This is a genomic window from Oceanobacter sp. 4_MG-2023 (assembly GCF_030689165.1).
In the GTDB taxonomy this organism is placed as follows: Bacteria; Pseudomonadota; Gammaproteobacteria; order Pseudomonadales; family Oceanobacteraceae; genus Oceanobacter.
The window spans coordinates 63547-89764 of the sequence record NZ_JAUYVV010000002.1; the positions used below are offsets into that span (position 1 = coordinate 63547).

21 protein-coding genes and 3 tRNA genes are annotated in these 26218 nt (G+C 52.7%); 14 read left to right on the forward strand and 10 right to left on the reverse strand.

Annotated features, from left to right (window positions below):
- Nucleotides 1–13 precede the first annotated feature (13 nt).
- Genes Q8W24_RS01985 through queF form a run of 3 tightly spaced genes read left to right on the forward strand, consistent with a single transcriptional unit; the run spans nucleotide 14 to nucleotide 2537 of the window.
- Entirely contained in the window at nucleotides 14–934 is a 921-nt protein-coding gene (locus Q8W24_RS01985; protein WP_303434909.1) for an ABC transporter ATP-binding protein, read from the forward strand.
- On the forward strand, nucleotides 931–1707 hold the full coding sequence (locus Q8W24_RS01990) for an ABC transporter permease (protein WP_305413162.1): 777 nt from the start codon (nucleotides 931–933) through the stop codon (nucleotides 1705–1707). The genes Q8W24_RS01985 and Q8W24_RS01990 overlap by 4 nt, the downstream gene beginning before the upstream one ends.
- Nucleotides 1708–1712: 5 nt before the next feature.
- Nucleotides 1713–2537 carry an NADPH-dependent 7-cyano-7-deazaguanine reductase QueF gene (gene queF, locus Q8W24_RS01995; protein WP_305474213.1) on the forward strand — a complete coding sequence of 275 codons (825 nt, stop codon included), beginning with the start codon at nucleotides 1713–1715 and terminating at the stop codon, nucleotides 2535–2537.
- A gap of 30 nt (nucleotides 2538–2567) precedes the next feature.
- On the opposite strand, the gene Q8W24_RS02000 is transcribed toward queF, so the two are convergent.
- On the reverse strand, nucleotides 2568–4028 hold the full coding sequence (locus tag Q8W24_RS02000; RefSeq protein ID WP_303434913.1) for an adenylate/guanylate cyclase domain-containing protein: 1461 nt from the start codon (nucleotides 4026–4028) through the stop codon (nucleotides 2568–2570).
- Nucleotides 4029–4403: 375 nt separating this feature from the next.
- Between Q8W24_RS02000 and Q8W24_RS02005 the strand changes: the two genes are divergently transcribed.
- The 8 genes from Q8W24_RS02005 (at nucleotide 4404) to kdsB (ending at nucleotide 11461) form a co-directional block, all read left to right on the forward strand.
- Nucleotides 4404–4491: transfer RNA gene (locus tag Q8W24_RS02005), tRNA-Ser, on the forward strand.
- Nucleotides 4492–5441: 950 nt separating this feature from the next.
- Entirely contained in the window at nucleotides 5442–6818 is a 1377-nt protein-coding gene (locus Q8W24_RS02010) for a hypothetical protein (protein WP_305413165.1), read from the forward strand.
- A 95-nt stretch (nucleotides 6819–6913) separates the two neighbouring features.
- Entirely contained in the window at nucleotides 6914–8434 is a 1521-nt protein-coding gene (gene gltX / locus Q8W24_RS02015) for a glutamate--tRNA ligase (RefSeq protein ID WP_303434368.1), read from the forward strand.
- Between the two features lie 108 nt (nucleotides 8435–8542).
- A tRNA-Ala gene (locus tag Q8W24_RS02020) sits at nucleotides 8543–8618 on the forward strand.
- A 15-nt stretch (nucleotides 8619–8633) separates the two neighbouring features.
- Nucleotides 8634–8709: transfer RNA gene (locus tag Q8W24_RS02025), tRNA-Glu, on the forward strand.
- A 291-nt stretch (nucleotides 8710–9000) separates the two neighbouring features.
- On the forward strand, nucleotides 9001–9570 hold the full coding sequence (locus Q8W24_RS02030) for an HAD family hydrolase (RefSeq protein ID WP_305474216.1): 570 nt from the start codon (nucleotides 9001–9003) through the stop codon (nucleotides 9568–9570).
- On the forward strand, nucleotides 9567–10574 hold the full coding sequence (locus Q8W24_RS02035; RefSeq protein ID WP_305474218.1) for an NAD-dependent epimerase: 1008 nt from the start codon (nucleotides 9567–9569) through the stop codon (nucleotides 10572–10574). The genes Q8W24_RS02030 and Q8W24_RS02035 overlap by 4 nt, the downstream gene beginning before the upstream one ends.
- A gap of 113 nt (nucleotides 10575–10687) precedes the next feature.
- A complete protein-coding gene (gene kdsB, locus Q8W24_RS02040; protein WP_305413170.1) occupies nucleotides 10688–11461 on the forward strand; it encodes a 3-deoxy-manno-octulosonate cytidylyltransferase in 774 nt (257 codons plus the stop codon).
- A gap of 84 nt (nucleotides 11462–11545) precedes the next feature.
- Here kdsB and Q8W24_RS02045 read toward each other — a convergent pair whose 3' ends face one another.
- Both Q8W24_RS02045 and Q8W24_RS02050 read right to left on the reverse strand, forming a co-directional pair.
- Complete coding sequence (locus Q8W24_RS02045; RefSeq protein ID WP_305474219.1) at nucleotides 11546–12508, reverse strand: GNAT family N-acetyltransferase; 963 nt, start codon at nucleotides 12506–12508, stop codon at nucleotides 11546–11548.
- Between the two features lie 28 nt (nucleotides 12509–12536).
- Complete coding sequence (locus Q8W24_RS02050; RefSeq protein WP_305474220.1) at nucleotides 12537–13694, reverse strand: cupin domain-containing protein; 1158 nt, start codon at nucleotides 13692–13694, stop codon at nucleotides 12537–12539.
- Between the two features lie 274 nt (nucleotides 13695–13968).
- On the opposite strand from Q8W24_RS02050, the gene Q8W24_RS02055 reads away from it, so the two are divergent.
- A complete protein-coding gene (locus Q8W24_RS02055; protein WP_305452795.1) occupies nucleotides 13969–14955 on the forward strand; it encodes a cytochrome-c peroxidase in 987 nt (328 codons plus the stop codon).
- Between the two features lie 118 nt (nucleotides 14956–15073).
- Here Q8W24_RS02055 and purB read toward each other — a convergent pair whose 3' ends face one another.
- Nucleotides 15074–16438, reverse strand: a complete 1365-nt coding sequence (purB, locus tag Q8W24_RS02060) for an adenylosuccinate lyase (RefSeq protein WP_305413175.1) — start codon at nucleotides 16436–16438, stop codon at nucleotides 15074–15076.
- A gap of 247 nt (nucleotides 16439–16685) precedes the next feature.
- Here purB and Q8W24_RS02065 point away from each other — a divergent pair, with 247 nt between their 5' ends.
- The gene (locus Q8W24_RS02065) at nucleotides 16686–17249 is read left to right on the forward strand and encodes a DedA family protein (protein ID WP_305413176.1); all 564 of its coding nucleotides are present in this window, start codon (nucleotides 16686–16688) and stop codon (nucleotides 17247–17249) included.
- A 25-nt stretch (nucleotides 17250–17274) separates the two neighbouring features.
- On the opposite strand, the gene Q8W24_RS02070 is transcribed toward Q8W24_RS02065, so the two are convergent.
- Together Q8W24_RS02070 and Q8W24_RS02075 are read right to left on the reverse strand one after the other, a co-directional pair.
- Nucleotides 17275–17625 (reverse strand): RidA family protein, encoded by a 351-nt coding sequence (locus Q8W24_RS02070; RefSeq protein WP_305474221.1) that lies wholly within the window; start codon nucleotides 17623–17625, stop codon nucleotides 17275–17277.
- An 81-nt stretch (nucleotides 17626–17706) separates the two neighbouring features.
- Nucleotides 17707–18576, reverse strand: coding sequence for a 6-carboxytetrahydropterin synthase (locus Q8W24_RS02075; protein ID WP_305474223.1), 870 nt, complete (start codon nucleotides 18574–18576; stop codon nucleotides 17707–17709).
- Between the two features lie 273 nt (nucleotides 18577–18849).
- On the opposite strand from Q8W24_RS02075, the gene Q8W24_RS02080 reads away from it, so the two are divergent.
- Complete coding sequence (locus Q8W24_RS02080) at nucleotides 18850–21759, forward strand: hypothetical protein (RefSeq protein WP_305413180.1); 2910 nt, start codon at nucleotides 18850–18852, stop codon at nucleotides 21757–21759.
- Between the two features lie 522 nt (nucleotides 21760–22281).
- On the opposite strand, the gene Q8W24_RS02085 is transcribed toward Q8W24_RS02080, so the two are convergent.
- The 4 genes from Q8W24_RS02085 to Q8W24_RS02100 all read right to left on the reverse strand — a co-directional run bounded on the left by Q8W24_RS02085 (nucleotide 22282) and on the right by Q8W24_RS02100 (nucleotide 26180).
- Nucleotides 22282–23220: a nucleoside recognition domain-containing protein gene (locus Q8W24_RS02085; RefSeq protein WP_305474224.1), complete on the reverse strand. Its 939-nt coding sequence runs from the start codon at nucleotides 23218–23220 to the stop codon at nucleotides 22282–22284.
- A gap of 342 nt (nucleotides 23221–23562) precedes the next feature.
- Nucleotides 23563–24045 (reverse strand): MarR family winged helix-turn-helix transcriptional regulator, encoded by a 483-nt coding sequence (locus Q8W24_RS02090; RefSeq protein ID WP_303434354.1) that lies wholly within the window; start codon nucleotides 24043–24045, stop codon nucleotides 23563–23565.
- 333 nt (nucleotides 24046–24378) lie between these two features.
- The gene (locus Q8W24_RS02095; protein WP_305413182.1) at nucleotides 24379–25140 is read right to left on the reverse strand and encodes a class II aldolase/adducin family protein; all 762 of its coding nucleotides are present in this window, start codon (nucleotides 25138–25140) and stop codon (nucleotides 24379–24381) included.
- A gap of 65 nt (nucleotides 25141–25205) precedes the next feature.
- A complete protein-coding gene (locus Q8W24_RS02100) occupies nucleotides 25206–26180 on the reverse strand; it encodes a ketopantoate reductase family protein (RefSeq protein WP_305474225.1) in 975 nt (324 codons plus the stop codon).
- Nucleotides 26181–26218: the final 38 nt, after the last annotated feature.

Sequence of the window (26218 nt, forward strand, 5' to 3'; positions counted from 1 at the left end):
CAGGTTGATTTGTATGGTTCCGGCACTGAAAGTTCAGGGCTTATCCAAAGTGTATGATAATGGTTTCCAGGCGCTCAAAGGGATTGATTTGAGTGTGGAGCAGGGGGACTTTTTTGCCCTGCTGGGCCCGAATGGTGCGGGCAAGTCTACCACGTTAGGTATTTTATCGGGGTTGGTGCAAAAAACGGCTGGCTTGGCTGAAGTGATGGGCTTTGATGTCAATAAGCAGTCATTTGGCGCCCGTCTCAATTTGGGGGTTGTACCGCAAGAGTTTAATTTTAACCAGTTTGAAAAGGTTGAAGATGTTGTGGTCACGCAGGCCGGATATTTTGGACTGAGTCGGCGTGAAGCGCGAACAAGCGCTGAATATCTGCTGAAAGAGCTGGACCTGTGGGATAAGCGTGATGAGCCATCCAGGATGTTGTCTGGTGGGATGAAGCGGCGCTTGATGATTGCTCGTGCGTTGGTGCACAAACCCAAGGTGCTGATTCTGGATGAGCCAACCGCCGGGGTTGATATTGAACTGCGGCGTTCGATGTGGACCTTTATGAAGGCTCTGAATGAAGCGGGCACGACCATTATTCTGACTACGCATTACCTGGAAGAAGCGGAGCAACTGTGTCGCAATATTGCGATTATCAATCGCGGGGAGATCGTTCGCTGCACCAGTGTTCGTGCATTGCTGGCCAATATGAAGTCTGAGACCTTTGTGTTTGACCTGATGTCGCAAGCTCCTGCCGATTTGCAGCTGGCCGGATGGGTTGTCCGGGTTGTGGGGGAGGATACCATCGAGGTGGTTGTCAAGGAGGGTCAGAGTATCAATAGCGTGTTTGAGGCCTTGTCTGCCAAGGGGTGTCTGGTGCGTAGTATGCGGCCCAAATCCAATCGTCTGGAAGAGTTGTTTGTGGATCTGGTGCAAGGAGATAACCAATGAATCATTTGGCCGTGCAGTGGGTGGCATTAAAGACGATCGTAGTTAAAGAAGTTCGCCGTTTTACGCGGATCTGGCAGCAAACCCTGGTGCCGCCTGCAATTACGATGACCTTGTATTTTGTGATTTTTGGTAATCTGATCGGCTCCCGGATCGGCGAAATGGGTGGCGTGGACTATATGTCCTTTATCGTGCCAGGTCTGATTATGATGAGTGTGATTACCAATGCGTATGGCAATGTGGCCTCATCGTTTTTCAGTAACAAATTCCAGCAGAGTATCGAGGAATTGATGGTGGCTCCGGTTCATCCTGCCACCATTCTGCTGGGGTTTGTCTCGGGGGGAGTCGCCAGGGGAGTTATGGTGGGCGTCATTGTGACTCTGTTGTCGTTGTATTTTACCGATTTGACGATTCATCACATCGGCGTTGTGGTCGGCATTGTTTTGCTGTCGGCGGTGCTGTTTTCACTGGGTGGCTTTATTAATGGGGTGCATGCCCGTACTTTTGATGATATCGCGATTGTTCCCACTTTTGTGATTACACCGTTGACGTATCTGGGGGGTGTTTTTTACTCGATCAGTTTGCTGCCAGAGCATTGGCAGTGGGTATCCCAACTGAATCCGATTTTATATATGGTGAATACCTTTCGTTATGGCATTCTGGGTGTGTCGGATGTTGATGTAGTATTTTCATTTTTAATGATGGGTGTGTTTATCGTAATTCTGAGTAGCTATAGTTTGTGGTTGCTCAAACGCGGCACTGGTATGAGGCAATAAAGGTTATGGCAACGATTGATTCTGAATTAAACCCGCTGGGAAAGTCGTCTGTTTACAAGGATGAATATGACGCCTCTTTATTGTTTGCTATTCCTCGGGCGGAAGGCCGCTCCCGTCTGGTCGGGGGGGATTTTGTGCCTGTGTATGGCGAAGATATCTGGAATGCGTATGAATTGTCATGGCTGAACGCAAAAGGTAAGCCTGTGGTGGCGATGGGGGAGTTTCGGATTCCGGTTACAGGTGCCAACCTGATTGAATCCAAGTCCTTCAAGTTATATCTGAATTCCTATAACCAGACTCGGTTTGACTCTCCTGCGGATGTCCAGGCCCGGATGGCGGCTGATTTATCGGCGGTCGCGGGATGTGCGGTCACGGTTGAATTAACGGCATTGCCGGATGTACTGGACTTTGGCACAGCACCGACAGCCCTGTGTGTTGATGATCTGGACGTGACTATTACAGCCTATCAGCCCGATGGTACGTTGTTGGCGACGGCAGATGGCGAATTTGATGGCTGGTTGTGCTCGCACTTGCTGAAGTCGAATTGTCCGGTGACGGGGCAGCCAGACTGGGGGAGCGTGTATGTATATTATCGCGGCCCTGTGATTGTACCTGAATCCTTTCTCGCTTATGTGGTGTCGATGAGGCAGCACCAGGGCTTTCATGAGCAATGTGTGGAGCAGATATTCCAGGATATCAACCACTTCTGCCACCCTGAATCTTTGATCGTTTGTGCTCGTTATGTGCGCCGGGGAGGGTTGGATATCAACCCGGTACGCTCATCGCTTGAAGGCGTATCGCTGGAAAATTTCCGAACCGTTCGTCAGTAAAATATGCGCAGGTTATCTGGGGGCGGTTGCTTATTTTGATGATTTCATCTGTGCGGCGACTTTGGCCGCACGCTGTTGGGCGGTCGGGGCTTGTCGTTCTGGGGCGCGGGTTTTGACCTGGTTTCTTAGTTTACTGGCTGCCTGTTCCAGTGCTTCAGCGACCTTGCTGCGCTCACTATCACGTACTTTCTCGGATTCCAGATACAGTGAAAAACCTTCGGTTTCATGATTCATAAAGCCGGAGTTGGCGCCGAGATCCCGGCGGTAATCGACTACCTGATAAAGCGGTACCGGATCGCGGAACCCTTTCACCATGGCAGTTCCTCTCTGTCGACAGATGATTTTGTCTTTAACCAATGAGAATGTATCGTGAGAGATAAGGATTTCTCCGGCATCAGCCGCACTTTCAAGTCGGCTGGCCAGGTTTACCTCTTTGCCAACGATGGTGTAATCCATGCGGCTTTCGGTGCCAAAGTTACCAACGGTGCAATAGCCGGTATTGATGCCCATGCGGATTTGTAATGGCGTCGTCATTCCTTGTTCGGTCCAGTGTTTTCTCAGCTTGAGCATATGGCGGCGCATTTCAATGGCCATGGCAACACATGCCAGGGCATCCCGTTTGACGCCTTTGGTGTTCGGGTCGCCAAAAAAAATCATAATGCCATCACCAATAAATTTGTCGATGGTGCCGCCATACTTCATGGCGATTTCGGACATGTCGGTCAGGTAGCCATTCAGTAGATCGGTGAGAGGCTCGGCTTCCATTTGTTCCGACAAGGAAGAAAAGCCAACGATATCAGAAAAAAAGATAACCAGCTTTTTGCGTTGCGTCTCAAGCTTGGCTTCGCGTTTACCATTAAAAATAGATTCTCTTACTTGCGGAGCGACGTATCGGGATACCTGGGTCGATAATTCCTGAAAGCGGTCTATTTGGCTTTTCAGGCGATACTGCATGGCGCCAATCTGGTTGCTCTGGCGTCTGGCAAACAGAGCCAAGGCAGCAAAAAAAATCGCGGTTGCTACACCACAAACAATAACCAGGGTGTTAGGTATAAGATCGGCCTGCCATGAGCTGAGCCAGAGATAAGAAGCCATCATGCTGGTTGCAGAAATCAATACGCCAGACAGCCAGCTGGCCTTGCTGCCTGTCAGAATCAGACTGGTATTCAGCATTAGCAAGGCGGGGAGAGTCAGTTCAATGGGCGCGTGAATGAGTCCCAGTAATAGGCCGGTAATGGCGGCATCTATTTGTGTCCAGAAAGTGAGAGCCGTATCGCGATTCCAAGGAGTGCGACGCTCAATGACTTCGACCAGGTGTGGGTAGACCAGGCAGAATGCCAAGGCGGTCCAAAAATTTTCAGGCCAGTAGTGGATGAAAATACCGGCAGCAATCGTCACTGCGCCCGTCCCGTAGCCCAGTATGCGCGCAATATAATCTGGGTAGGGGGTGGTTCGGGGGGCTGTATCAATGTTTTCGACTAAATCGCTCATAGTTCTGCCATGGGTACTTTCGGCTGCCGCCACCCCGAATCTGAATAAAATGAATTACTATCGCCTGTATAGCGGTAAATGTGAGCTGCATCAAGGAGAGTCCGTGATGAAAATGGTGCTGGTTGATATATGTCTTGAGGTTATGAAGAAAAGATGACAAAGCCAAGCAGAACTTGGTTGCATCAAATCTGGCCCATTTCGGGATTGAGAGATGGGGTGTTGCCGGCTTGGCGAAGGGGCTTGAGTGGAGGGGTGAGTGCTGGATATTGTGGGTGACTCAAGAGCGGCTGCCAATAAACAACAATTTTTGGTTGACGCGCTAGGTGTAGATCAGTATATTGCGCGGCCTCTGTTAGGGGTAAGTTCCTGACGTAAGGTGAGGTGTCCGAGTGGCTGAAGGAGCACGCCTGGAAAGTGTGTATACCGCAAGGTATCGAGGGTTCGAATCCCTCCCTCACCGCCATTATTCAATAAAGAGCCCTTAGCTTTTAATAGCTTGGGGCTTTTTTTTGTTCGGCAAGTTACTCATCATCCTGTCATCCTGAGTACGTTGTTTTTGTGTGCAGGTGGCGCCTTCTGGATTGGTGTCTCCGCATTTGGTCAAAAGTTGTTTGCTGCACTGGATACTGATCAGGGACGTTACAAATATCCCGTTAATTCTGGAAAGGGCTTTCCTGGTTGGTGGAAGTATTCATCTTTTATCTTGTGGCAGTGACCTGGAAGTCGTTTAATAAGTGATCTGTTGTATTCCCTTCTTTTTTCTATTCTGAGCTGTATTCGTAACGCTCGAACAGGCATTTTGCTGGCTTGAGTTTCTATTGGATTAATCATCTGATTTTGTCCGCTTGCCGGGATTCATCTGTGCGCTGTGTTCTGGCTGGTTGACTGGATCATGGCCGTGATCAAGCTGGTCTGTTTGGGTGTCGCTTGGAGGTCTGGTTGTGAAATTCGGGGGTGACGGGGTATGTTGAGCGTGCGGAAGTATGTTGGGTGAAAAATTCGGATAGTAGTATTGGGGATAACAACTTGTTTGTGTGATTTTTGAACCTGGCACGCGGTACTGTGTTTCGAGATGCTGTATCATCAAATTCCAGTGAGATCAGTTCTGAAATCGGTTTGGTATTTTGTCGATCATTGTTGATGATGTCCGGATTGTTGCATGATAATTGCTTGTCACTCTGACAGCTAATACGGAATACGACAGGTAACGTGTTGATTTGGATGGCAAATGCTCTTTTTAATGTATGAACGACACCATTTGGGAGAAGCCGAAGCAGGCTGTCGCTCTACCTGGCAGGCTCTTGGTTTGGTTGATGACCTGGTTGGGTTGGTGCGTATTTTTGAATGTGCTGTTTGTGTTTGTGCCACGAATGGATACTTGAGCAATGAGATGGTTGGTATGGAGCCAGGTCAATGAAGGTTGTTACGGATGACGCATCACACTTGCATCAGGCATTGATGCAAGCTGAGTCATTATCCAAAAAAAGTCATCCGAGCAGTAAAGCGGCTTCCGATAACGGCAAGGTATTGCTACTGCAAGGGCCTGTTGGGCCATTTTTCAAGCGATTGCAGCGTTATTTGACGTCTGAAGGTATGGATGTCAACCGGGTTTGTTTTAATCCGGCGGACTTGCTGTATTCCTGCCGTAAGAATCGCATTTATTTCAGTGGCGGGTTTATTGAATGGCGCCGTTGGTTAAGAAAATACCTTCACGTTTCTCGTCCTGATGTCATTATCTTGTTTGGGTCCGAGCGTCCGGCTCATCGTATTGCCCGGCAGTTGGCGGAGCGTTTGGGTATCCGGGTGTTGTCGCTTGAAGAGGGGTATATCCGACCTGGTTTTGTGACGATGGAAGAGGGTGGTAATAATGCCAGTTCGCCATTGGCTGGTGTGACGCCTGATGTGTTTTTTTCTCCGCAAGAAAGAACGACGGAAGTGGGAGTGCCATACAAAAGTTTCGGAAAAATGAGCCGTTATGGGGCGATGTATTATGGCATTCGCACTTTTTTGAGTATTGGTGCTCAAAAACAGCTCTTTCATCGCCGCTTTCACTGGTGGGAAGAGTGTTTTCGTTGGGGACGGAATGCGTATCGGCGTTTGGCTGGCCAGGGAAATAATTTTGCCACGATCCAGCGATTACTTGAGCATTGGGACAAGCATTTTTTTCTGGTACCACTGCAAGTTTCTGCGGACTCTAATATGCAAGCAGCCGCGCTTGGCTGGAATTCAATGCGGTTGATCTCTTCCTCTATGAGGTCGTTCGCAGTCACCGCGCCTTTAAATACCCGCCTTGTCTTCAAAATACATCCTCTGGAGCGAGGCCACTGTGATTACTTGTCGTTTATCGCCGAGGAGGCGCAACGGCTGGGCGTTGGCGATCGGGTGGATATTATTGATACCGGGTCATTGGGGTTATTGGCTCGCCATGCGGCCGGTATGATTACGATCAATAGCACTTCTGGTTTGTCGGCCATTCACCACGGTATTCCCTTGCTGGTGATTGGCAAGGCTGTTTACGCCAATCCGGTGTTGGCGGTGTGTGCCAACGGGCAGCCGGATTTTGATCACTTCTGGACTTGCCATTATGTGGCAGAGCTGTCGATACGGCGTGGCTATCTCGAGTGGCTGAAGCAAGAAGCTTTGGTTGCCGGTGATTTTTATGTGGAAGATGGAATAACACAGGCATGTCACGGAATCGCGGAGAAGGTCACGTCGTATCTGCAGAGTGACTGTGTTGGTGAATGCTTGGCGTCTATCGATCCCGAACCTCGCCAGGTCTCTGTGGTTTAGTGGTTTGGCGTGGCTGAATTGATCGACAGTCCGTGCCAGTTGCTGTCTATTTCTCTATAATCCCGGGCTGAATTCATCTGGTTTTGAGAGACATCATGACAGTCCGCACCCGAGTTGCGCCTTCTCCAACTGGCGATCCGCACGTTGGCACCGCTTATATTGCACTCTTCAATCTTGCATTTGCCCGCCAGCATGGTGGTCAGTTTTTATTGCGTATTGAAGATACGGATCAGCAGCGCAGCTCGCCGGAGTCCGAACAGGCCATTCTCGACAGCCTGCGCTGGTTAGGGATGGAATGGGATGAAGGCCCGGATGTGGGTGGCCCTCATGGGCCATACCGCCAAAGTGAGCGTCGCGATATTTACCTCGATCATGTACAGCAGCTGCTGGATAAAGGCTGTGCATTCAAATGTTACCGCACGGCAGCAGAGTTGAATGACTTGCGCATTCAGCGTGAAGCCGAGGGTAAAAATACAGCATTAAAAGCCTCCGACCTGGAACTGCCTGCGGATGAAGTGGCGCGCCGTGAAGCAGACAATGCTCCTTTTGTTGTGCGTATGCGAGTACCGGAAGCCGGCATTTGTGTCGTCAATGACATGCTGCGTGGCCCGATTGAACTCGACCTGGCACAGGTGGATGCGCAGATCTTGCTGAAATCCGATGGTATGCCTACGTATCATCTGGCGAACGTAGTCGATGACCATTTGATGGCCATTACCCATGTGATTCGGGGTGAAGAGTGGATCAGTTCTGCTCCCAAGCACAAGCTGCTGTATGAGTACTTTGGTTGGGAAATGCCGCAGCTGTGTCATATGCCGTTGTTGCGCAATCCGGATAAAACCAAGCTGAGCAAGCGTAAAAACCCAACCTCTATCATGTTTTATGAGCGCATGGGCTTTATGCCGGAAGCGCTGCTGAATTATCTGGGGCGTATGGGTTGGTCGATGCCGGATGAGCGTGAACAGTTCAGTCGTGATGAGATGTTTGCCAATTTTGATATCAAGCGTGTCTCTTTGGGTGGGCCGGTATTTGATGTCGATAAATTACGCTGGCTGAACAGTCTGTGGCTGCGTGGTTTGTCACCGGAGGCCTTTTGTGAGCAATTTGCCAATTGGGGCTTGCGTGCTGAAAACATGCTGCCGCTGGTGCCCCATGTTCAGCCTCGTGTTGACGTGTTCTCGGATGTTGTGCCGCTGGCAGGGCATTTTTTGTCTGGCTTGCCTGCGCTGACTGCTGAGCAGTTTGACCACAAGGCTTACGATGATGAAAAACGGTTGCAGACCCTGCAGTTTGGATTGTGGCAGCTGGAAGCCATTCGTCATTGGGACAAGCCTGAAATTGAACAGCGCTTGTTTGCTCTGGCTGGGCAGCTGGATCTGAAAGTCCGTGATTTTCTGTTTCCGTTTTTTATTGCCATTGCGGGCACCTCCTCGACAATATCGGTACTGGATTCAATGACCTTGCTCGGGCCGGATATGAGTCGGGCGCGTTTGCGTGTGGCGATTGATGTGCTGGGTGGTGTGGGCAAGAAGCGGCTGAAGAAAATGGAAAAGGATTACTTCGGGATTGCACGTGCGATTGATCAGGTTCTGCTTGAGCGTGCGGCTGCCGAATAAGCTGGTAACGGCCTGCGTATCAGGCCAAGTGGTTGTTTTTACATTTATTTTAAAAAAGTAGTTGACGGCCACAGGGTCTCTAAGTAAGATGCGCACACGTTTTGAGACGGGGCCTTAGCTCAGCTGGGAGAGCGCAACACTGGCAGTGTTGAGGTCAGCGGTTCGATCCCGCTAGGCTCCACCAAATCTCAAAAAATATGTCCCCATCGTCTAGAGGCCTAGGACACTGCCCTTTCACGGCGGCAACAGGGGTTCGAATCCCCTTGGGGATGCCAACTCTATTTGGCATCAGAAGAAAGCGGCAGATAGCCGCTTTTTTTGTGCCTGTCATTTTGCGAATATAATTTTACCCCTTCGCACCTGCATCTGCCGACTGGGCCAAAAGCCAAATCAGGCGTGTTGGCGGTTGGTGTGTCTACCATCTGTTAGTGGTCGTGGCTGGCGCTGACCGGCTTATGTGCACTGACAATGACAGCAAGGTACAATGCCCACCAGTTCGCCGTTCTGGTACCTGATACTGTGTGATCAACCAGTGGGCGACAAGATACTTGCACAGAGGAATTTTCATGTCCTGGACCAATCCCTTGCCGGAAGCACTGCAGCAGCGAGCCGCCATGATCAAACTGGTGGTATTTGATGTTGACGGTGTGTTAACCAATGGCACGCTGACCTACAGTGGTGATGGTGAGCTGGTAAAGCACTTTAATGTCAAAGATGGTGTGGGCATCAAGCTGCTCGAGAAATTTGCAATTGCCACAGCGATCATTTCTGCCAAAAGCTCTGATGCCTTGGCGAGGCGTGCCCGGGATCTGGGGATTCGGCATTTTTACCCTGGCAGCAAAGACAAATGGCCTTGCCTGGAAGAGGTTATGTCGCAGCTGGGGATTACTCCGGGTCAGGTCTGTTATGTCGGTGATGATGTGATCGATCTGAAAGTCATGACCCGGGTCGGCCTGCCAATGGCTCCGGCCGACGCGTTCTGGATGGTGCAGCAGCGTGCTGCACACGTCACACAGGCCGCTGGAGGCTGTGGTGTGGCGCGAGAAGTGGCTGATCTGATCCTTGGCAGTCAAATGCCACTGGAAGATGCCTATATCAAGGCGATGCTGCCTGAATTTGAGGAACAGAAAGGATGAAAGCTCTGGTAACCGGCGTTGCTGGTTTTATCGGGTCGTATGTGGCCAGGCGCCTGATGGCAAAAGGGTATGAGGTTGTCGGAATCGATAATCTCAATGATTATTACGATGTTGCTCTGAAACGTGCGCGCCTGGCGTGGGTCGGCGAACAAGATGGTTTTACCTTCGTCAAAATGGACCTGGCCGACAAGGCTGCCATGACCAACCTGTTTGACAGTCACCAGTTTGATCGGGTGGTGCATTTGGCGGCTCAGGCCGGGGTGCGTTATTCCATTGATCATCCTGATGTCTACGTTGCCAGCAACCTGGTGGGGTTTGTCAATATACTGGAAGCCTGTCGGCATCAACAAACGCCGCATCTGGTGTTTGCGTCCTCAAGCTCGGTGTATGGTCTGAACAGCAAGCTGCCGTTTGCCACTTCGGACAGTGTTGATCATCCTGTCTCCTTGTATGCCGCCACCAAAAAATCCAACGAACTGATGGCGCATACCTACGCTCATTTATATGGCCTGCCGATTACCGGATTGCGCTTTTTTACTGTGTATGGCCCATGGGGACGACCGGATATGGCCGCCTGGGGCTTTACCAAAAACATTCTGGCGGGCAATCCCATCAATGTTTATAACTACGGCAAGATGCGGCGGGACTTCACCTATATCGATGATATCGTTGAAGGCGTGGTGCGAGTGACTGAGCGTATCCCCACAGGCGTTGACGGCTGGACGGTGGAAAGCGGCGATAAAAGCTGTAGCACGGCACCCTATAAAATTTATAACATCGGCAATCACAACAGCATCGAGCTGGGTGAATTTATCTCCACACTGGAAAATGCACTGGGCGTGAAGGCCAAGATCAACTACATGGACATGCAGCCTGGTGATGTTGTGGCCACCCATGCTGAGGTCGATGACTTGATTGCCGCCGTGGATTTTGCTCCGAATACGCGCCTGGTCGATGGCATGGAGCAGTTTGTGGGCTGGTATCGTCAGTATCACGGTTTGTGATGTGACAGCTGCCAGGGCAGGTCACACAGTGGATGCCCGTTTCAGGGTTAGTGCTTTTCGCGCCAGCAGACAATTGACGCACGTATTGGACACAGGTCTCTCGGATTGAGGTTATGAAAAACTACAAAATCGTTATTCCAGCACGCTACGCTTCCAGTCGCTTACCGGGTAAACCTCTGATTGAATTGGCCGGTAAACCCATGATCCAGCATGTGTATGAGCGCGCACTGGAAACCGGCATTAAGGACATCGTGGTCGCGACCGATGATGACCGTATCGCTGATGTAGCCCGTGGGTTTGGAGCCGATGTGGTCATGACCTCGGTGGACCACGAAAATGGCACTGAGCGCATTGCAGAGGTCGCCCGGGTGCGGGGCTGGGAAGATCAGGATGTGATTGTCAATCTGCAAGGGGATGAGCCGTTGATTCCCCAGCAGTTGATTGAAAAAACTGCGGCGAGCTTGCTGGATCGTCCGGAAGCGGGCATGAGCTCATTGTGCACGCCGATTCATGATGATGACGATGCATTTGATACCAACGTCGTCAAGGTCGTGCTGGATCGTGCCGGGTTTGCCATGTACTTCAGCCGCGCCAGTATTCCCTGGGACCGCGATGGCTACAAGGCCAATCCCGGAGTAATGACCACCAAGCTGCCTTTATATCGCCACTTGGGCATGTACGGCTATCGGGTTTCGTTCCTGAAGCAATACACCTCGATGGAACCTTGCGCGCTGGAAGGTGCTGAGTCACTGGAGCAACTCCGGGCGCTCTGGTATGGCGTCCGTATTCATCTGTCGGTGATTGATGAGCCACCGGGACATGGTATCGATACGCCAAGCGATGTTGCTCGGGTTGAGCAGTTGTTGGCAGCCATGGCTGCCGACTAACTCTCTTCAGGTTACCTGACGGGGTGGTGTCGCCGCCCCTGGCACTATTTGCCAATACCCGTGCGGCGAACAATCACCATTCGATTACAAGTGTCGTAGCGGTAACTCTTTGCTGGGGTTGCCGCTGTTAAAGCTGTTTGTCAAAGCTTGCTGGATTGTCCAGGTCGTTCTGGCATCGGCGGCATTCGCTTGCAGTTGCATTGGGCGCGCCCCCTGGCTCGCTTCCGACCCGGTTTGGGATTGATCTTCAGCAAACCAGCTTTCTCGCCCGAATACGCCCTGGGTCTGATCGACATCACTATTGACCATGACTTTAACCTTGCTGTCCACTCGGCGTGCCATGGTGAACAGTGGTAAGTCCGTAATGTGGTTGTCGTGCCGGATAACCAAATGGATGGTCCGGTGTTTTCCTTGGCGTAAATATTTGACCAATGCTGAAATCAGCAAGGGATGATGCCAGTAGGGATTTTCTGGATCAGACAAGGCCAGCATGACAGAAGTGGGTTGCTGGGACAGTTGGGTCAGTAAAAATCCCAAAACCTCGCAGGCACTGCTGAGTGTGTGCCGGTTGTTGTCCTGACCGATGCGGTAGGCGTATTGATAATCTTCCGGTGGGAGGCTGGTGTTCAGAGGCAAGGCAATATCCAGATGAGGAATGCCAGCATCGAGGTAAAAGTGACCATCGTTATAGAAGCCGAGTTGCCAATAAAAGCTCATGGCGGTGCATTGTGCACTGGCCAGCAAGAGAGGCATGGACATCGATTCTGCCAATGCCTTGACCTCTTCAACCAGCTGTTGGCCAATACCCGCTGAACGGTATTCCGGCAAGACAGCCAAGCGGCCAAAATGACCGTCATCGAACAGGCGAATGCAGCCGATAGTGCGATCACCATCCTGGGCGACCACATAATGAGCGACCTGGTCTGCGGCTTCATCCCATTCTTCCTCCTGTGGAATTTGTTGCTCCTGAATATAGACCCGGTCTCGGACATCCCGGATGCCTTGCTGGTGGTCAGCCCAGTTAGTACGCACCATACGAATGCTCATGGTTGTCTCCTTCTTATTAGTATCGGCATCATTCAACCTGATAAATCAGTTGTTGTAACCAGAGGTGGCGCAGTAGTTCATAGCCTTGTCTGGAGCAGGGGACATCGGCCATCTGCTCACGGGGATATTGGTTGCGGCTGCTGAGTAATTGCGCCAGTTCCAGGTCGTCGTTATCGAGTACTGATGTTTTCCCCTGGGCGTAAAATACCAGGCCGCTGGCAGTTTTCTGATAGGCAAAGCGAGCATGCTCACTTTTGCGTAAATCGGGTAGTTGCCGATGCTGGCTGCGCCATGCTTCCCAGTCGTCATCATTCAATCGTTCGGATTGATGCTCCGGATATTTGGGTTCTGTCATTAAAGTGCCAAGAATGTCTCCCAGATGATCCGGTTGCATCAGCATGTCTTGCAGGAGTTTGGCCAGACGCGTTTTGGCAGCGGCGGATATTTCGCCCGGATTGCCTTCCTGAGCAGTGTAATCGGCATCGGTGTAACGTTGATCTTCGCTGCTGTTGCTTAATACCTGATCCAGTGCAGACTGCGCCAGTTCGGCGACACTGGGGGCACGGAAGCCGATCGAATAGGTTTGGCACTCGCCCCGGGCGATGCCGTAATGGGCCAGCTGTGGCGGCAGGTACAGCATATCGCCCGGATCCAGTACCCAGCGGTCGGTTTCTTCAAACCCGGCCAGAACCCGTATCATCGGCCCTTGTATAATCGGGGAATCATCGTTGCACATCTGGCCAATACGCCATTCTCGCTGACCTTCGGCCTGTAATAAAAAGACGTCGTACTGGTCGTAATGAGGGCCAACACTGCCGCCATCCACGGCGTAGCTGATCATCAGGTCGTCGACACGCCAGCCCGGCAGAAAGCGAAAATGCTCCAGCAAATCGGCCGCTTCCGGAATCCAGTGATCCACAGCCTGTACCAGTAACGTCCAGTGGCTGTCTGGCAGGTCTGCAAAGGCGGCTTCGTCGAACGGCCCTTTACGAATTTCCCAGGGGCCGGCAGGGCCATTTTCCATCACCAGTCGGGACTCGATTTCAGACTCCAGTGACAGGCCAGCCAGCTCATCGGCTGCCAGCAGAGGCTGGAATCCGGGCCAGGCCTGACGAATAACAACCGGTTTTTTTTGCCAGTAATCACGCAGGAATACTGCAACCGAAAGATCACCAAGGAGATGCATAAAAGAGTGTTCCTGACCAGGGCGAACCCATGGCATTCACGGGTTCGCAAAATAATGAATGTCCAAGCTGCGTATTGTTTGAGCTTTGTCAGCCAGATGCAAGGAGCCTGTTTTTTGACGGACTTGACTCGAAGAACTGTGCTACCTCTTTGATCTTTCTCAAGTTCCGATTCATTAGCTGGTTGTCAATGAACCGGGCATTCATAACTATAACAGCAGTTACAACAAAGCCGGTTACGACATCAACGTGGTGACGCTCAGGGAGAGATACATAATGAAAAAATATCAGTTAGTGGTATCGCTGGTAATGCTTGGCTGTGTCGCTACAGCCCAGGCTGTAGGGCCAATACAGCCCTTGGAAGCTGTAAAAGACGTCAAGCAGGCGCAAGTGGAGTTAGGTAAAAAACTCTATTTTGATCCCCGGTTGTCAAAATCCGGGTTTATATCCTGTAACTCTTGCCACAACTTGAGTATGGGCGGTACGGATAACCTGAAAACCTCCATTGGCCACAACTGGCAGCAGGGTCCGATCAATTCACCTACGGTGCTTAACTCGGGGATGAATATTGCCCAATTCTGGGATGGCCGGGCGGCCGACCTGAAAGAGCAGGCCGGTGGGCCGATTGCCAATCCGGGAGAAATGGCATTTACCCATACACTGGCGGTGGATGTCTTGCAGTCCATTCCCCAGTACGTTGCAGAATTCAAGCAGGTATTCGGTACCAGTCAATTAACCATCGATCAGGTGACTACAGCGATTGCCGAATTTGAAAAAACGCTGGTAACGCCCAATTCCCGTTTTGACCAGTGGTTGCTGGGAGATAAAAATGCGCTGAGCAGTGATGAAAAAGCCGGTTACACCTTGTTCAAGGATTCTGGCTGTGTCGCTTGTCATAATGGCCCTGCGGTTGGAGGGAATTCGTTCCAGAAAATGGGGCTGATAGAGGCTTATCAAACCAATAACCCGGCCGAAGGCGTTGCGGCTGTGACGGGTAAGGATATTGATCGTTTCAAGTTCAAAGTGCCGACATTACGTAATGTCGAGCTGACCTATCCATACTTCCATGATGGTGAAGCGGCCACGCTGACAGAGGCAGTGGATATCATGGGGCGCTTGCAACTGGGGCGTCATTTCAGTGATACAGAAAATGCCCAGATAGTGGCTTTCCTGAAAACACTGACTGGCGAGCAACCATCCTTTATGTTGCCGATCTTGCCGCCATCCACTGACAGCACGCCACGTCCACAACCCTTTGATTAACGGCTGGCGTTGGGTTTAAGACGGTGGGTTTTAGGCGATGTAGCGCAACGGCGAGTCATGAATCTGACTCGCCGTTGTCTTTCTGGCTACCCGGGTTACCGGAGTAGCCCAGCGTTTATCAGACCGCCTTGGCTTGCGCCTCCGCGTTGCCAATATAACTGGCTGGCGTCATGGCATTCAGTTCTGCTTTCACCGCTGCTGGCAACTCAAGGCTGGCAATAAAGTCGCCCATTGCATCCTGGGTAATGGCTTTGCCGCGCGTGAAGGCTTTCAGTTTTTCGTATGGCTGTTCGATGCCATAACGACGCATCACTGTCTGGATTGGTTCTGCCAGAACTTCCCAGGCATTGTCGAGGTCAGCTGCGATACGTGGTGCATTCACTTCCAGCTTGCTGATGCCTTTCATACTGGCGGCGTAAGCAATCAGACTATAACCAGAACCTACCCCCATGTTGCGCAATACCGTGGAGTCGGTCAGGTCGCGCTGCCAGCGAGAGATCGGCAGTTTGGCGGCCAGATGACCAAAAATGGCGTTGGCGATACCCAGGTTGCCTTCGGAGTTTTCGAAGTCGATCGGGTTAACCTTGTGCGGCATGGTCGAGGAACCCACTTCACCCGCGATGGTGCGCTGCTTGAAGTAGCCCAGTGAAATATAGCTCCAGATATCACGATCAAAATCAATCAGGATGGTGTTGAAGCGGGCGATGGTGTCGAACAGCTCGGCAATGTAGTCGTGGGGTTCAATCTGGGTGGTGTAAGGGTTGAACGTCAGCCCCAGGGACGTCACAAAGGCGTCAGCGTTGGCTTGCCAGTCTACATCCGGGTAGGCGCTGAAGTGGGCGTTGTAGTTACCCACCGCACCGTTGATTTTACCCAGCAGTGGTACCTGGTCCAGTTGGCTGATCTGACGTTCCATGCGGGCGACAACGTTGGCCATTTCCTTGCCCAGCGTCGTCGGCGAAGCGGTTTGTCCATGGGTACGAGACAGCATCGGCACGGCGGCATGCTCATGGGCCAAAGCGCGGATGGCGTTGGCAATTGCTTGCATTTCGGTACTGATCAAAGCGCGACCAGCTTTCAGCATCAGGGCATGAGACAGGTTGTTGATGTCTTCCGAGGTGCAGGCGAAGTGTACGAATTCGGTGACAGCATTCAGCTCGGCGTTGTCGGCGATCTGTTCCTTGAGGAAATATTCGACCGCTTTGACATCGTGGTTGGTGGTGGCTTCGATGGCTTTGATACGCAGCGCATCGTCTTCACTGAAATTCGCAACAATACCGTCAAGCAGGGCGTTGGCGCTGTCACTGAAAGCCGGTACTTCGGTAATGGCTTCGTGAGCTGCCAGACGTTGCAACCAGCGAATTTCCACCTCAACCCGCGCACGGATCAATCCAAATTCAGAGAATATCGGGCGCAGTGCCGACGTCTTGCTGCCGTAGCGGCCATCGATTGGTGAAATTGCTGTAAGTGCAGACAGTTCCATAGACATTTCTCGCTGGAGTTCAGATTGCTGAAGACAAGGGGGCGATGGCATCAAGCGCTGGCCAGCCGTTACCTTGTTGTTGAAAAAGGCGCGAAAGTCTACCGGAAAAACCGTTATTTCTCAGCTGTTGGCGGAAGTTTTTATACCGGAGCGGCAAATGGCCTGGTTCATGGTGATAGAATGCCGCCGTTCAAGGGCTGGCCTGGCGCCGGTTTTGTCTGTGTCTGTTTGAGGTGTGTCTGTTTTTATGCTCGATTCGATGCTGGCGGTATCGCACGATCCGTCCTGGTTGGTACTGATGGTGATTGTGTCGACTTTTATGCTGGAAGACCTCGCCATTATCGGAGCAGCGATGCTGGCAGCCAGTGGGCGGATGCAGCCGGAGGTTGCCTTTCTTGCCACCTGTGGTGGCATGTTTATCGGGGATTCAGCGCTGTACCTGATGGGCCGCGGGGCGCTGGTCTGGCCCTGGCTGGCGCAGAAATTCCAGCACGATATGATCCGCCGTCAGGTGACGCCGTTGCAGCAAGCGCCCTGGCACCAGTTGGTGCTGATTCGCTGTATGCCGGGGTTACGCACGTTTGGCTATATCGCCTGCGGTCTGGCACGGGTGCCCGGGCTTACCTTTACGGTGGCCAATGTGGTGTCGATTGTGGTGTGGGCGGCGGGATTGTTTGGTGTGGCGTACTGGCTGGGCAGTCAGTACGCTGAACAGATGCACGACTGGCTCTGGTGGTTACTGCCGGTGGCGCTGGCTGTCTTTGTGTTGGGTCAGCGCAAGATCCGGCAGAATATGGCGAACGGTGCCTGAACGCCCGAAGCGGTCGTTAGGGCTGTTATTGCGCCGCGATAACACTGAACTCAACCAGAATCTCTGCCCGTGCCAGACGGGCTTCAACGCAGGCGCGCGCGGGTTTTTCAACGGTTGCAATCCAGCCATCGTAGACGGAATTCATGGCGGTAAAGTCTTTCATGTCGCGGATGTAAATCGTCACGGACAGCAGTTTGTCGCGACCGCTGCCCGCTTCTTGCAGCAGGTTATCGATCTTGAGCAGGCAGCGACGGGTTTGTTCCTTGATATCCCAGTCAATGTCGCCTGCGGTTTGGCCACACAGATAAACCGTGTGGTTATGTTTGACGATGCGGCTCATGCGTTCCGTACTTTGGATGCGTTCAATCTCTGACATATTTATGGCTCCTGGATAGCGCCGATCAGTCTATCGGCGGTGAGGTATAAGCGATGGGCGGGTGGTTGGCCGGAGTGGTTATCAGGCCTGCGGACGCTGGGCGATCGCCCCCTTGTTGATGCCTTCGTAGGCGCGTACCAGAATGTGCTGGCCGGGCAAACCGGTGGCAATGGTGCTGGCAAGGTGCTCGGCAATCAGCTCAACGGTGGTATCTGTGTTTATCAGGTAACACTGTGACTGCGGCAAGGTCAGCTCAAAATGCCCTTGTGGGGCGTCGTAGGCAAAGTGATAACGGTCCTTGTGCTGCCCGGTACCTTCACCTTCTTCCTGGTTGGCGACAAGGTCGGCGCTGGTGCCGATATAAATATCCCGCCAGCGCTGCGCCCATTGCTGTTCCAGTTCGTCCGAACGTTCGCCATTACAAAAAATCTCGATCCGTGAGCGATGGCCGTGAGCGATACGCTGGCAGTTGCCGTTGTGCTTTTTAAGGCCGTGGCTGTAGTGGTAAAACGCCGAGTCGATACGCTCTGGTTCAAAGGTCAGTGTCAGTTGGTCGACGTTGACCGGGAAGCTGGCCTTGAGCTGTTCGCGACACCAGGCCGAAGTGCTGGTGGCGGTAATACAGTCTGTGGTGATCAGTGTGACGGCATCTGCCGGGCAGTCCAATTCGATATCTCCCTGATCTGCGTGCCAGGTCAGGGTGATGCGGCCATCGTGGCAATGGTACTCGAGACGGTCAGAGTGTGCCGGTACCAGTAAGCGGTGATCCAGCTGTTCATCAAGCCAGTAACGCAGCGTCTGTTTGACGATGCCAAAGTCGCAGACCATGCCTTGCTCGTCCAGAATGCCGTCCAGTATGACAGAGGCAAGCCAGGTTTCTCCAACCAGGCCGCGCTGGGCGTCCAGGTAGCTGAAATCGACATTGGTAAGCTGGTTTACGAACAGTTGCATAGATGGTGTCACCTCAAATTGGCCGGGCATTTTAGCCGAGTGCAACGCGCTCTGCATCCTTCGCGGTACAGTCATTGCCAGCTCCTTGTTGTGGCTGCTGACAATTCACTGTCTGGAATCGATAAATACTGACAATTCTGGGTTAGGGCGGGTCTGTTGGAGTGGCCAAAGCCTGCTATGATGACAGCCATTTTTCGGCTCGGGCGCTGGGATTGGCCGTGATGTCAGTTTCAACCATCGAGCCTGGTCAGACAAGTTAGGGTCAGATTACGTATGTACAAGCGTTATAGCGGGATGTTGGCGGGAGCTCTGCTGGCGGTAGCTGGTTTATCTGGATGTTCCGACAGCAGCAGCTCAAGTTCCACCGTGTCAGTCAAGGTCTGGGTCAACCAGGGCGATTTTGAGGATGCTTATATTTGGTCTACCTCAATCACCGAGGGCGGTCAGGTATCGGTCGATAGCGAAAGCCGCCTGAGCTATGCAGAATACGATCTGGAAGAAGACAGTGAAGTCACCATTACGATCTCAGCGGAAGAAGTCCAGCAATTCACTCTGATAGGCAAGGTTGAAGACACCGACTTTGATGTGACGGCAACCTCGCGCCTGTGCCAATGGATGGACGGCTGTGTTGACGGCGAGACCACCGTGGCCTTTGGTGAAAGCTACAGTGCGGTGGGTGAAATGTGGCGTACGGTGGCCTATGACCTGAACGAAGACGAACGGGTTCGCCTGACTCCCTTTACCGACCTGGCAGCAACACTGGCGTACGAACGTCAATACGTTGAGTCAACTGGTGAATGGGACGTAACGGGTTATTACTCCGCCTGGTCTGTGGTGCAATCGGTTTCCCAGTTGTCGCGCTTGATTGGAGTGGATGATATCCAGGTCACTCGCCCGGCAGACCTTACCCGGATAGATAACTGGAATGACAGTCAGGCCACCATGCTGGACCAGATTCGGTACGGCGCATTGGTTGCAGCCTGGAGTCATTTGGAAGAGAGCTATGACGGAGAAGACACGCTGGCAGCCGACGTAGGGGCCGACCTGGTCAGTAACGACGGCCAGTGGTTGCAGAGCGGCGACAGCCAGACCGTAAGTCTGGCAGAACTGCTGCAGTTGGCACGGGATAACCTGGATGCTCTGGAGGTTTCCGATACTACCGCAGCAACCTATGTTGCCACGGTTATCGCCACGCTGGATGCCGATATTGCCGAGCTGGAAGACGACGAGCTGACCGATATTATCCCCGAGACGATCGAAAACCTGGTTGGCTCCGATGATTACGAAGACTTTGAACTGGGCTTGCAGCGTACCAAGGCCTTTATCGAGACCCTGCGCACCTATGAAGACAGCTTCTTTGAAGACGGCTATCGGGAAGATGCCGATGCCTACGTGGATATGGTCAAGGCCATCGGCGAAGACAACGCTGATGAATTCCAAGCCTTGCTTGATGCCTATCTGGATACCTATGAACTTTACACCAGTTGTTACCTGAGCGCCGGTTGTCCATCGCAAGACAGCAGCATGACCTGGTTGACCAGTATCGACAGCTACGATGCATCTTCCGGCATACTCAAGCTTAACGATGGTGATATTACCGTCAGCCAGCGGGTCGCGGATGTAAACACCACCGACGACGATGACGAGCCAGACTCCTCCCATGCCATCGACGTACTGATTGTCGGAACCTATCAGCAAAATGATCTGATCTTCAACGTCGACCACTATTATGAAGACGACGACGATGATAACGACATCGAACGGCCATCAGCGGTACGGGTGTATTTCACCGATGAAGTCTCAGAACTGGCCGATAGCAGCAGTAACGAAATCATTGGCTATGAATTGCGCTGGGGCGACTTCGAGTTTTATGACCAGACCACCGAAGGCACCGATGACGAACTGGAATTTGACGGTTATTTCCGCCTGTTTTATCGGGGCGTACGTGATCCGCAAGATGATTCCTCAGAACTGCGCTTCAATATCGATACCGTGGTGATGGACAGCCGGGTATCAGACGAAATCAGCGGGGACGACGACGACGATGACGAATACGCCGACCTGTATATTGGTGCTGCGGCTTCCAACGCCTCCGAATATTATCCGGACGAAGTGTTTGCTCCTTTTACTGGCTTCTTTACCCCGAACAGCGGCACAGACTTCACCAAAGGCTCTGTCTCCAGTGACCTGCTGAGCTATGCCACCGGTACTGAAACCATCAGTGGCGAAGAAGTGGAATACCTCGATATTTATATCCCGCTGGGAGAGTCAATACGTTATCGCCTGTATCCAACCGTCGAGCGTGAAGACGAATACGATGCCGATGATGACGACGATGAAGATGAGCTGATTTACACCTACGACACCGAAGAGTGTTACCTGGAGCAAAACGGCAGCAGTTGGGAAGTGGACACCTGTGAACCAACCAGCCGTTATTATGGCGAAGCTGATTTCACCGATTACGTCAACGACCTGTGGGCCAGCGGTGCGCTGTCGCGTATCTCCATTGATGGGCGGGGCACCTACTTTGTTGAGTGGGCTGCCAACAGCTCCGATAGCAACGGCTGCCTGGTACTGGACGACCTCGCCACCAGTGGTGAATCAATGGATGGTACTCTCTATGACCCGATGGTTCTGGGGCTGAACACACTCCGCCTGCAAACCTCGCTGGAACTGGATGACCAGCCAGATACCTTGCTGGATATATACGTCAACGCCCCCACCAGCGATGACTACCACATCTCGGCAGCGCTGTCCCATGACTACAGCAGCACCTCAAGCAACGGGTATGTAACAATCGGCAGTGGTTCGGATCTTGATCGTATCGTCCTCAACTATCGCACCGACTATACCTTTGAGACCACCGGCAGCCTGTCGATCTACAAAGATGGCGTCTCGCTGTCGCTGGACGATGGCACCACTGACACGGTAGACAGCACCTTGACGGTCTACCTGAATGCCTCCAACGATGTGGACCCATTGCCGTACACCTACTTGGTGAACGACGAAGGCGACTACGAACTCTGCGTGATATCTAACGAAGCGGAGTGGGATGAAAGCTACAGTTTCGACGACTCAACTTTCTACCTGAACTACCGTGATGTGGTGTACGGACGTATTGTCAAAGAAAATGGCACCTGGATCGTTCGCTATATCGACGGCACCTTCGAGACCTTGCAATAACTTCTGGTCTTGAATCAGCTACCCACCTTCTGTGTGGGTAGTTGGCTATTCCGACTGACCATACCAGCAGCCAAACTGTTCCGGGTGACATTGGTATCGGTTTTCCCGATGCGGCCAAGCGTCTGGGAGGGCGTATGTGTTTATATGGGTAAGCAGTACTGCGACGCCCCCTGGTTCTGACTCTTTTTTGTACCTGCATTCCAAGTCTTTGATTTTAAAGGGTTTGGGATTCATCTGAAAAATAGGGTGAAAACAGATAAAAGCAAGGAAACTCTTTAACAACAAAAGAATATTGTTATTCTGTTGCAGTTCACTGCCGTACAGGCAGCTCAGAAAAATGATATACAAGCCGATGTTGAATGGCTGACGTTCACTGCCGCACAGGCAGCTCAGAAAAATATCTTGAAACCCGCCCAGGCAACCCCTTGGTTCACTGCCGCACAGGCCGCTCAGAAAATAGCGGCGGCCATGTCGCGGGCGTGAGTGTGGTGTTTCTGAGTGGTTTTGGGTTATTGGCGCTAACTACATATACACCACGGCATGGCATACAACCCGAAACGCAACGCCAATCAGGGCGCCATAAATTGCGGGTTTGGCGACGGCGGCGACGGGTTTTCCGGCGGATAGCAATATCGCAACGCCGGCAACATCGAGGGGACAGAGCAGTAATCCAGCCAGCAGGTTGATTTGTTGTGGGCTGATAACGCCATTGGCGATCTGGTCCATGGCGATCCCCATCATGGCGGTGCCGCCAGCAATGTATTTGGTAATGGCCAGAACCAGGGTTTCGGGTGGGTAGCCAAGCATCAGGAAGAGCGGTGCCATGGCGGACTCCAGTAATTCGATGACCCCGGTCAGTCGCACCAGGTTAACGGCGACCAGGGCGACGACGAGTAACGGCAAGGCACCAATGGCAATTTCCCAGGCGTCGCTGCCTGCGCGGCGTATCACGGCCATCATGCCGCGCGGGGGTTCGGTCTCGGGCATCAGGTCTTGTTCGTGGTTGAGTTCTTGCAGGCTGAGGTGGCGACCAAAGAGGTAGTAGGTGGCTGTGGCGGCGACCAGTCCACCTCCCAGCGCAATAAGCAGTGTGACGGGGATATTCAATCCGGCAGCGGCCATCGGGAATACCACATTGGCCTGGGCCAGTGCCAGCACCATGGCGAGGGTGGCGGCGATATGGCGCGGCGCAGAGCCGGTGCGGGCCATTACGGCCAGTGTGGCCAGCGGAGCGGCGAAGCTCACCATCATGACCTGAATCAGGGCGAAGACGCCAAGGCCTGTCAAGCCGAACGGCTTGAGCAGGGGGGCGGTAATCGAGACGATCCGGTTAAGCCAGCCGGTGGCTTCCATCCAGCGCATCAGGCTGAGCATCACAATCATAATGGGCAGTAAGACGAATAACGCCAGTTCGACGGCGGATTTGCCAGAGCTGAGTATCGTGGTGGCGATCTGATCCATGGGCTGTTCCTGAATGGCGATTGACCGGTCGCAGTAATAAAAAGCAGGTAGCGCCTGCGACTGGCGGTTATATCAAAGCGACGGCAGGCTATCGTACCGAAAGCAGGTCGTCGATATGTAGTGGCTGATAGTAGGAGATTATTTTTATGGGCTGGCGCTGGGGCGGCTTGGCAGGTTGATCTGAGAGGTTGGTTCGCGTGGATGGCGTATCCGTGACGGCTTTGGCGGCGGTCACGGCTAATAGCGGAAAATATTCTCTCAGTGTCTGTTCAGTGACGGGTAATGTCGACGTTTACAACCAGGTGTCAATACAAGGCTCACGACAGGCGTCATTACAAGCAATTAATGCTCTGGCAAGTTGTGGAACAGGGTTTCCAGTAATTTGTTCAGGCGCTGGATCTGGGCTTCGCTCATGCCTTTGAAGCTTTCGCGGAACAGGTCGTGAGTGACCAGTTGGATATTTTCAATTGCCTGGCGACCTTCTTCGGTGATGGTCACTTCGGTGACTCGGCCATCGTCGCATTTTTGGCGGGTATCGACCAGGCCATCGTCTTTCATGCGGTAGACGGTTTTGGTGACGGTGGGCAATTTGGCAACGGCATGAATGGCGATTTCAGAAATGCTCGAGGTGCCTTCTTCCTTGAGGATAAAGAGGATACGCCAGCGTGGAATATCCAGTTTGATTTTTTTCAAGGCCTTTTCCATCGCCAGTACATAACGGCCATGAACCCGGGCGAGCCAGTAAAACGGGAAATCTTCTTTGTGGAAGTCTTCGCTGGCAGGATTGTAGCGCTGACTGCGGGGTGATCGGGTCGGTTTGGTCATTCTTGCTCTCGGGCAGAGGTTCGGGGGCATAAATTCGCCAGAAACTGTACAAAAGTTTTACATGAACAGTCAATGAATCTGGAAGCGAAACCCGACAGTCCCCGAGCATACTGTGCACGGTCATGACTTTGTCGGGTTGGCACCTGCTGCCATGGTGGCTTTGGCAGGGCCAGACGTGTGGTAAAAAAAGAAAGCACCACCACCGATAAAGGAAGGAGGGAGGTAAACAGAGTGCTTCCTTTTTATCCGGCAGCTATTGGTTATGAGAAACCGGATAAAAAGAAGACGACTCTGTGGTGGTGCTTTCAAAACGGTGAGGCCAGGCTGGGGGTATTACCAGCTTGGGCCTTTTTCGGCTTCCATTTTACGAACCATGGCGTCGAAGAATTTTTTGGCAAAGCCACTGTCTTTGATCAGCATCTGGGTCAGGTCGGCACAGCGCTGACTGATGGACTCTTCCAGCAGGTTGTCTTCACCTCCCAGTGCCCCAGCGGTGACTTGAATCTCGGCAGCGCGCTGGACAGTCCAAAGCAAGAACAGGGTGCGTTCAATATCCATTTCGCCCACGGCGATGCCATGGTTACGCAAGACCAGTATGTGTCTGTCACCAAGGCTGTCGAGCATGCGGCTACGCTCTTCCGGAAACAGGGTGATGCCTTCAAAGGCGTGGTAGCCAACGCGACCAAACAGCTGGGCACCGTAAAAATCGTTGTGGGTAAAGCCGATTTTTTTCTGGGCGATGGCAGACACTTCATTGGTGTGGGTATGAATCACGCAGTGGATGTCATCACGGGCGCCATGGATAGCGCCATGCAAGGCAAAACCTGCGGGGTTGGCGTCGTAAGGGGAGTCATCCAGCTTGTTGCCGTCGACACCTACCTTGATCAGGTTGGCCGGGGTGATTTCGGTGTAGTTGAGGCCAAACGGGTTTACCAGGTAACAGTCATCCTGATCCATCAAGCGGGCTGAAATATGGTTAAAGATGGATTCAGTCCAGCCAAAAAAATCGATCAGATGGTAGCAGTGAGCCAGTTTGACACGCAGATCCCATTCGCTGTCGCTGATGTTGTCTGGGCGGATCATTTGCTGCTTCATAACATATTTCCTTCGTGATTCTACGGTCGTTAATATTCAGATAGCTGTTGATGGCTATCGGTGGATCAAGCGTTACGCTGCTGTTGGGACAAAAACTCGGCCAACGCCAATATATGGCGTGTGGTGGGCATATCGATGCCGGTTTTTTCGGCAACCTCTACGACTGCGTGGCCGATGGTAGCCAGCTCCAGCGGTGCTCCGGCTTCGAAGTCTTGCAGCATGGAGGTTTTGATGGCGCCCATGCCGGTGCCCATTTCCATAATGGATTGTGGGTCAAAACGAACCCGGGCACCGTGGGATGCGGCGGCAAGCAAGGTTTCGTCCAATACGCGTCGCACCAGTGGTTGCAGCTGCGGATCGGAGTAGAGTTGCTCCAGCGTGGCACCACTGATGACCGACAACGGGTTGGAGGTCAGGTTGGCGATGACCTTGGTCCAGATCTGGTCGCGAATATTGTCTGTGCTGCGGGCTTCGATACCGGCGTGTTCGATCAGTTGCCGGATGCGTTCCAGACGGTCGGTCAACTGATGGGTGATTTCTCCGATGATCATCAAGTGCGGGTTGGCCGCGTTGACGATGCCGGGGGCAGTACGGGTGGCGGTAATAAACACCACGCAGCCAATCAGGTGCTGTTGAGGCACCAACCGGTTCAGCTCGCCGTCGGGATCAATGGCCTTGATCGGGTCGTTGGCAAACCGGCTTTCGATGCCTCGGAAATACCACCAGGGCAAACCGTTCACCACAGGAATCACCACGGTGTCGGGGTGAAGCATCGGCTGTATTTGAGCGAACACAGCACCAAGAGCAGGGGCTTTGGTGCATACCAGGATCAGGTCTTGCGGCCCCAGGGCTTCGGCAGACTCGCTGGCGTGGACACTGACTGTGTGATCGCCATCGAGATCGTTCAGCCGGATACCGTGGTGTTGCAGCTGCTGCAGGGTTGCCCCACGAGCCAGAATATTCACTGGCTGCCCGGAAGCCGCGATACGAGCGGCGAGGGTGCAGCCGATCGCGCCGGCACCGGCAATACAGATGCGCATAACATACTTCCCGTTCAAAATGGATAGAGTGGCCCGCC

Coding starts and splice junctions, on each gene's coding strand:
- Q8W24_RS02095 (WP_305413182.1), bottom strand. CDS start 25,140: ATGAAGCAGCAAATGATCCGCCCAGACAACATCAGCGACAGCGAATGG.
- Q8W24_RS02090 (WP_303434354.1), bottom strand. CDS start 24,045: ATGACCAAACCGACCCGATCACCCCGCAGTCAGCGCTACAATCCTGCC.
- Q8W24_RS02000 (WP_303434913.1), bottom strand. CDS start 4,028: ATGAGCGATTTAGTCGAAAACATTGATACAGCCCCCCGAACCACCCCC.
- Q8W24_RS02035 (WP_305474218.1), top strand. CDS start 9,567: ATGAAAGCTCTGGTAACCGGCGTTGCTGGTTTTATCGGGTCGTATGTG.
- Q8W24_RS02080 (WP_305413180.1), top strand. CDS start 18,850: ATGTACAAGCGTTATAGCGGGATGTTGGCGGGAGCTCTGCTGGCGGTA.
- Q8W24_RS02010 (WP_305413165.1), top strand. CDS start 5,442: ATGAAGGTTGTTACGGATGACGCATCACACTTGCATCAGGCATTGATG.
- Q8W24_RS02085 (WP_305474224.1), bottom strand. CDS start 23,220: ATGGATCAGATCGCCACCACGATACTCAGCTCTGGCAAATCCGCCGTC.
- kdsB (WP_305413170.1), top strand. CDS start 10,688: ATGAAAAACTACAAAATCGTTATTCCAGCACGCTACGCTTCCAGTCGC.
- Q8W24_RS02100 (WP_305474225.1), bottom strand. CDS start 26,180: ATGCGCATCTGTATTGCCGGTGCCGGCGCGATCGGCTGCACCCTCGCC.
- Q8W24_RS01990 (WP_305413162.1), top strand. CDS start 931: ATGAATCATTTGGCCGTGCAGTGGGTGGCATTAAAGACGATCGTAGTT.
- Q8W24_RS02065 (WP_305413176.1), top strand. CDS start 16,686: ATGCTCGATTCGATGCTGGCGGTATCGCACGATCCGTCCTGGTTGGTA.
- Q8W24_RS01985 (WP_303434909.1), top strand. CDS start 14: ATGGTTCCGGCACTGAAAGTTCAGGGCTTATCCAAAGTGTATGATAAT.
- Q8W24_RS02045 (WP_305474219.1), bottom strand. CDS start 12,508: ATGAGCATTCGTATGGTGCGTACTAACTGGGCTGACCACCAGCAAGGC.
- gltX (WP_303434368.1), top strand. CDS start 6,914: ATGACAGTCCGCACCCGAGTTGCGCCTTCTCCAACTGGCGATCCGCAC.
- Q8W24_RS02055 (WP_305452795.1), top strand. CDS start 13,969: ATGAAAAAATATCAGTTAGTGGTATCGCTGGTAATGCTTGGCTGTGTC.
- Q8W24_RS02070 (WP_305474221.1), bottom strand. CDS start 17,625: ATGTCAGAGATTGAACGCATCCAAAGTACGGAACGCATGAGCCGCATC.
- Q8W24_RS02050 (WP_305474220.1), bottom strand. CDS start 13,694: ATGCATCTCCTTGGTGATCTTTCGGTTGCAGTATTCCTGCGTGATTAC.
- Q8W24_RS02030 (WP_305474216.1), top strand. CDS start 9,001: ATGTCCTGGACCAATCCCTTGCCGGAAGCACTGCAGCAGCGAGCCGCC.
- queF (WP_305474213.1), top strand. CDS start 1,713: ATGGCAACGATTGATTCTGAATTAAACCCGCTGGGAAAGTCGTCTGTT.
- Q8W24_RS02075 (WP_305474223.1), bottom strand. CDS start 18,576: ATGCAACTGTTCGTAAACCAGCTTACCAATGTCGATTTCAGCTACCTG.
- purB (WP_305413175.1), bottom strand. CDS start 16,438: ATGGAACTGTCTGCACTTACAGCAATTTCACCAATCGATGGCCGCTAC.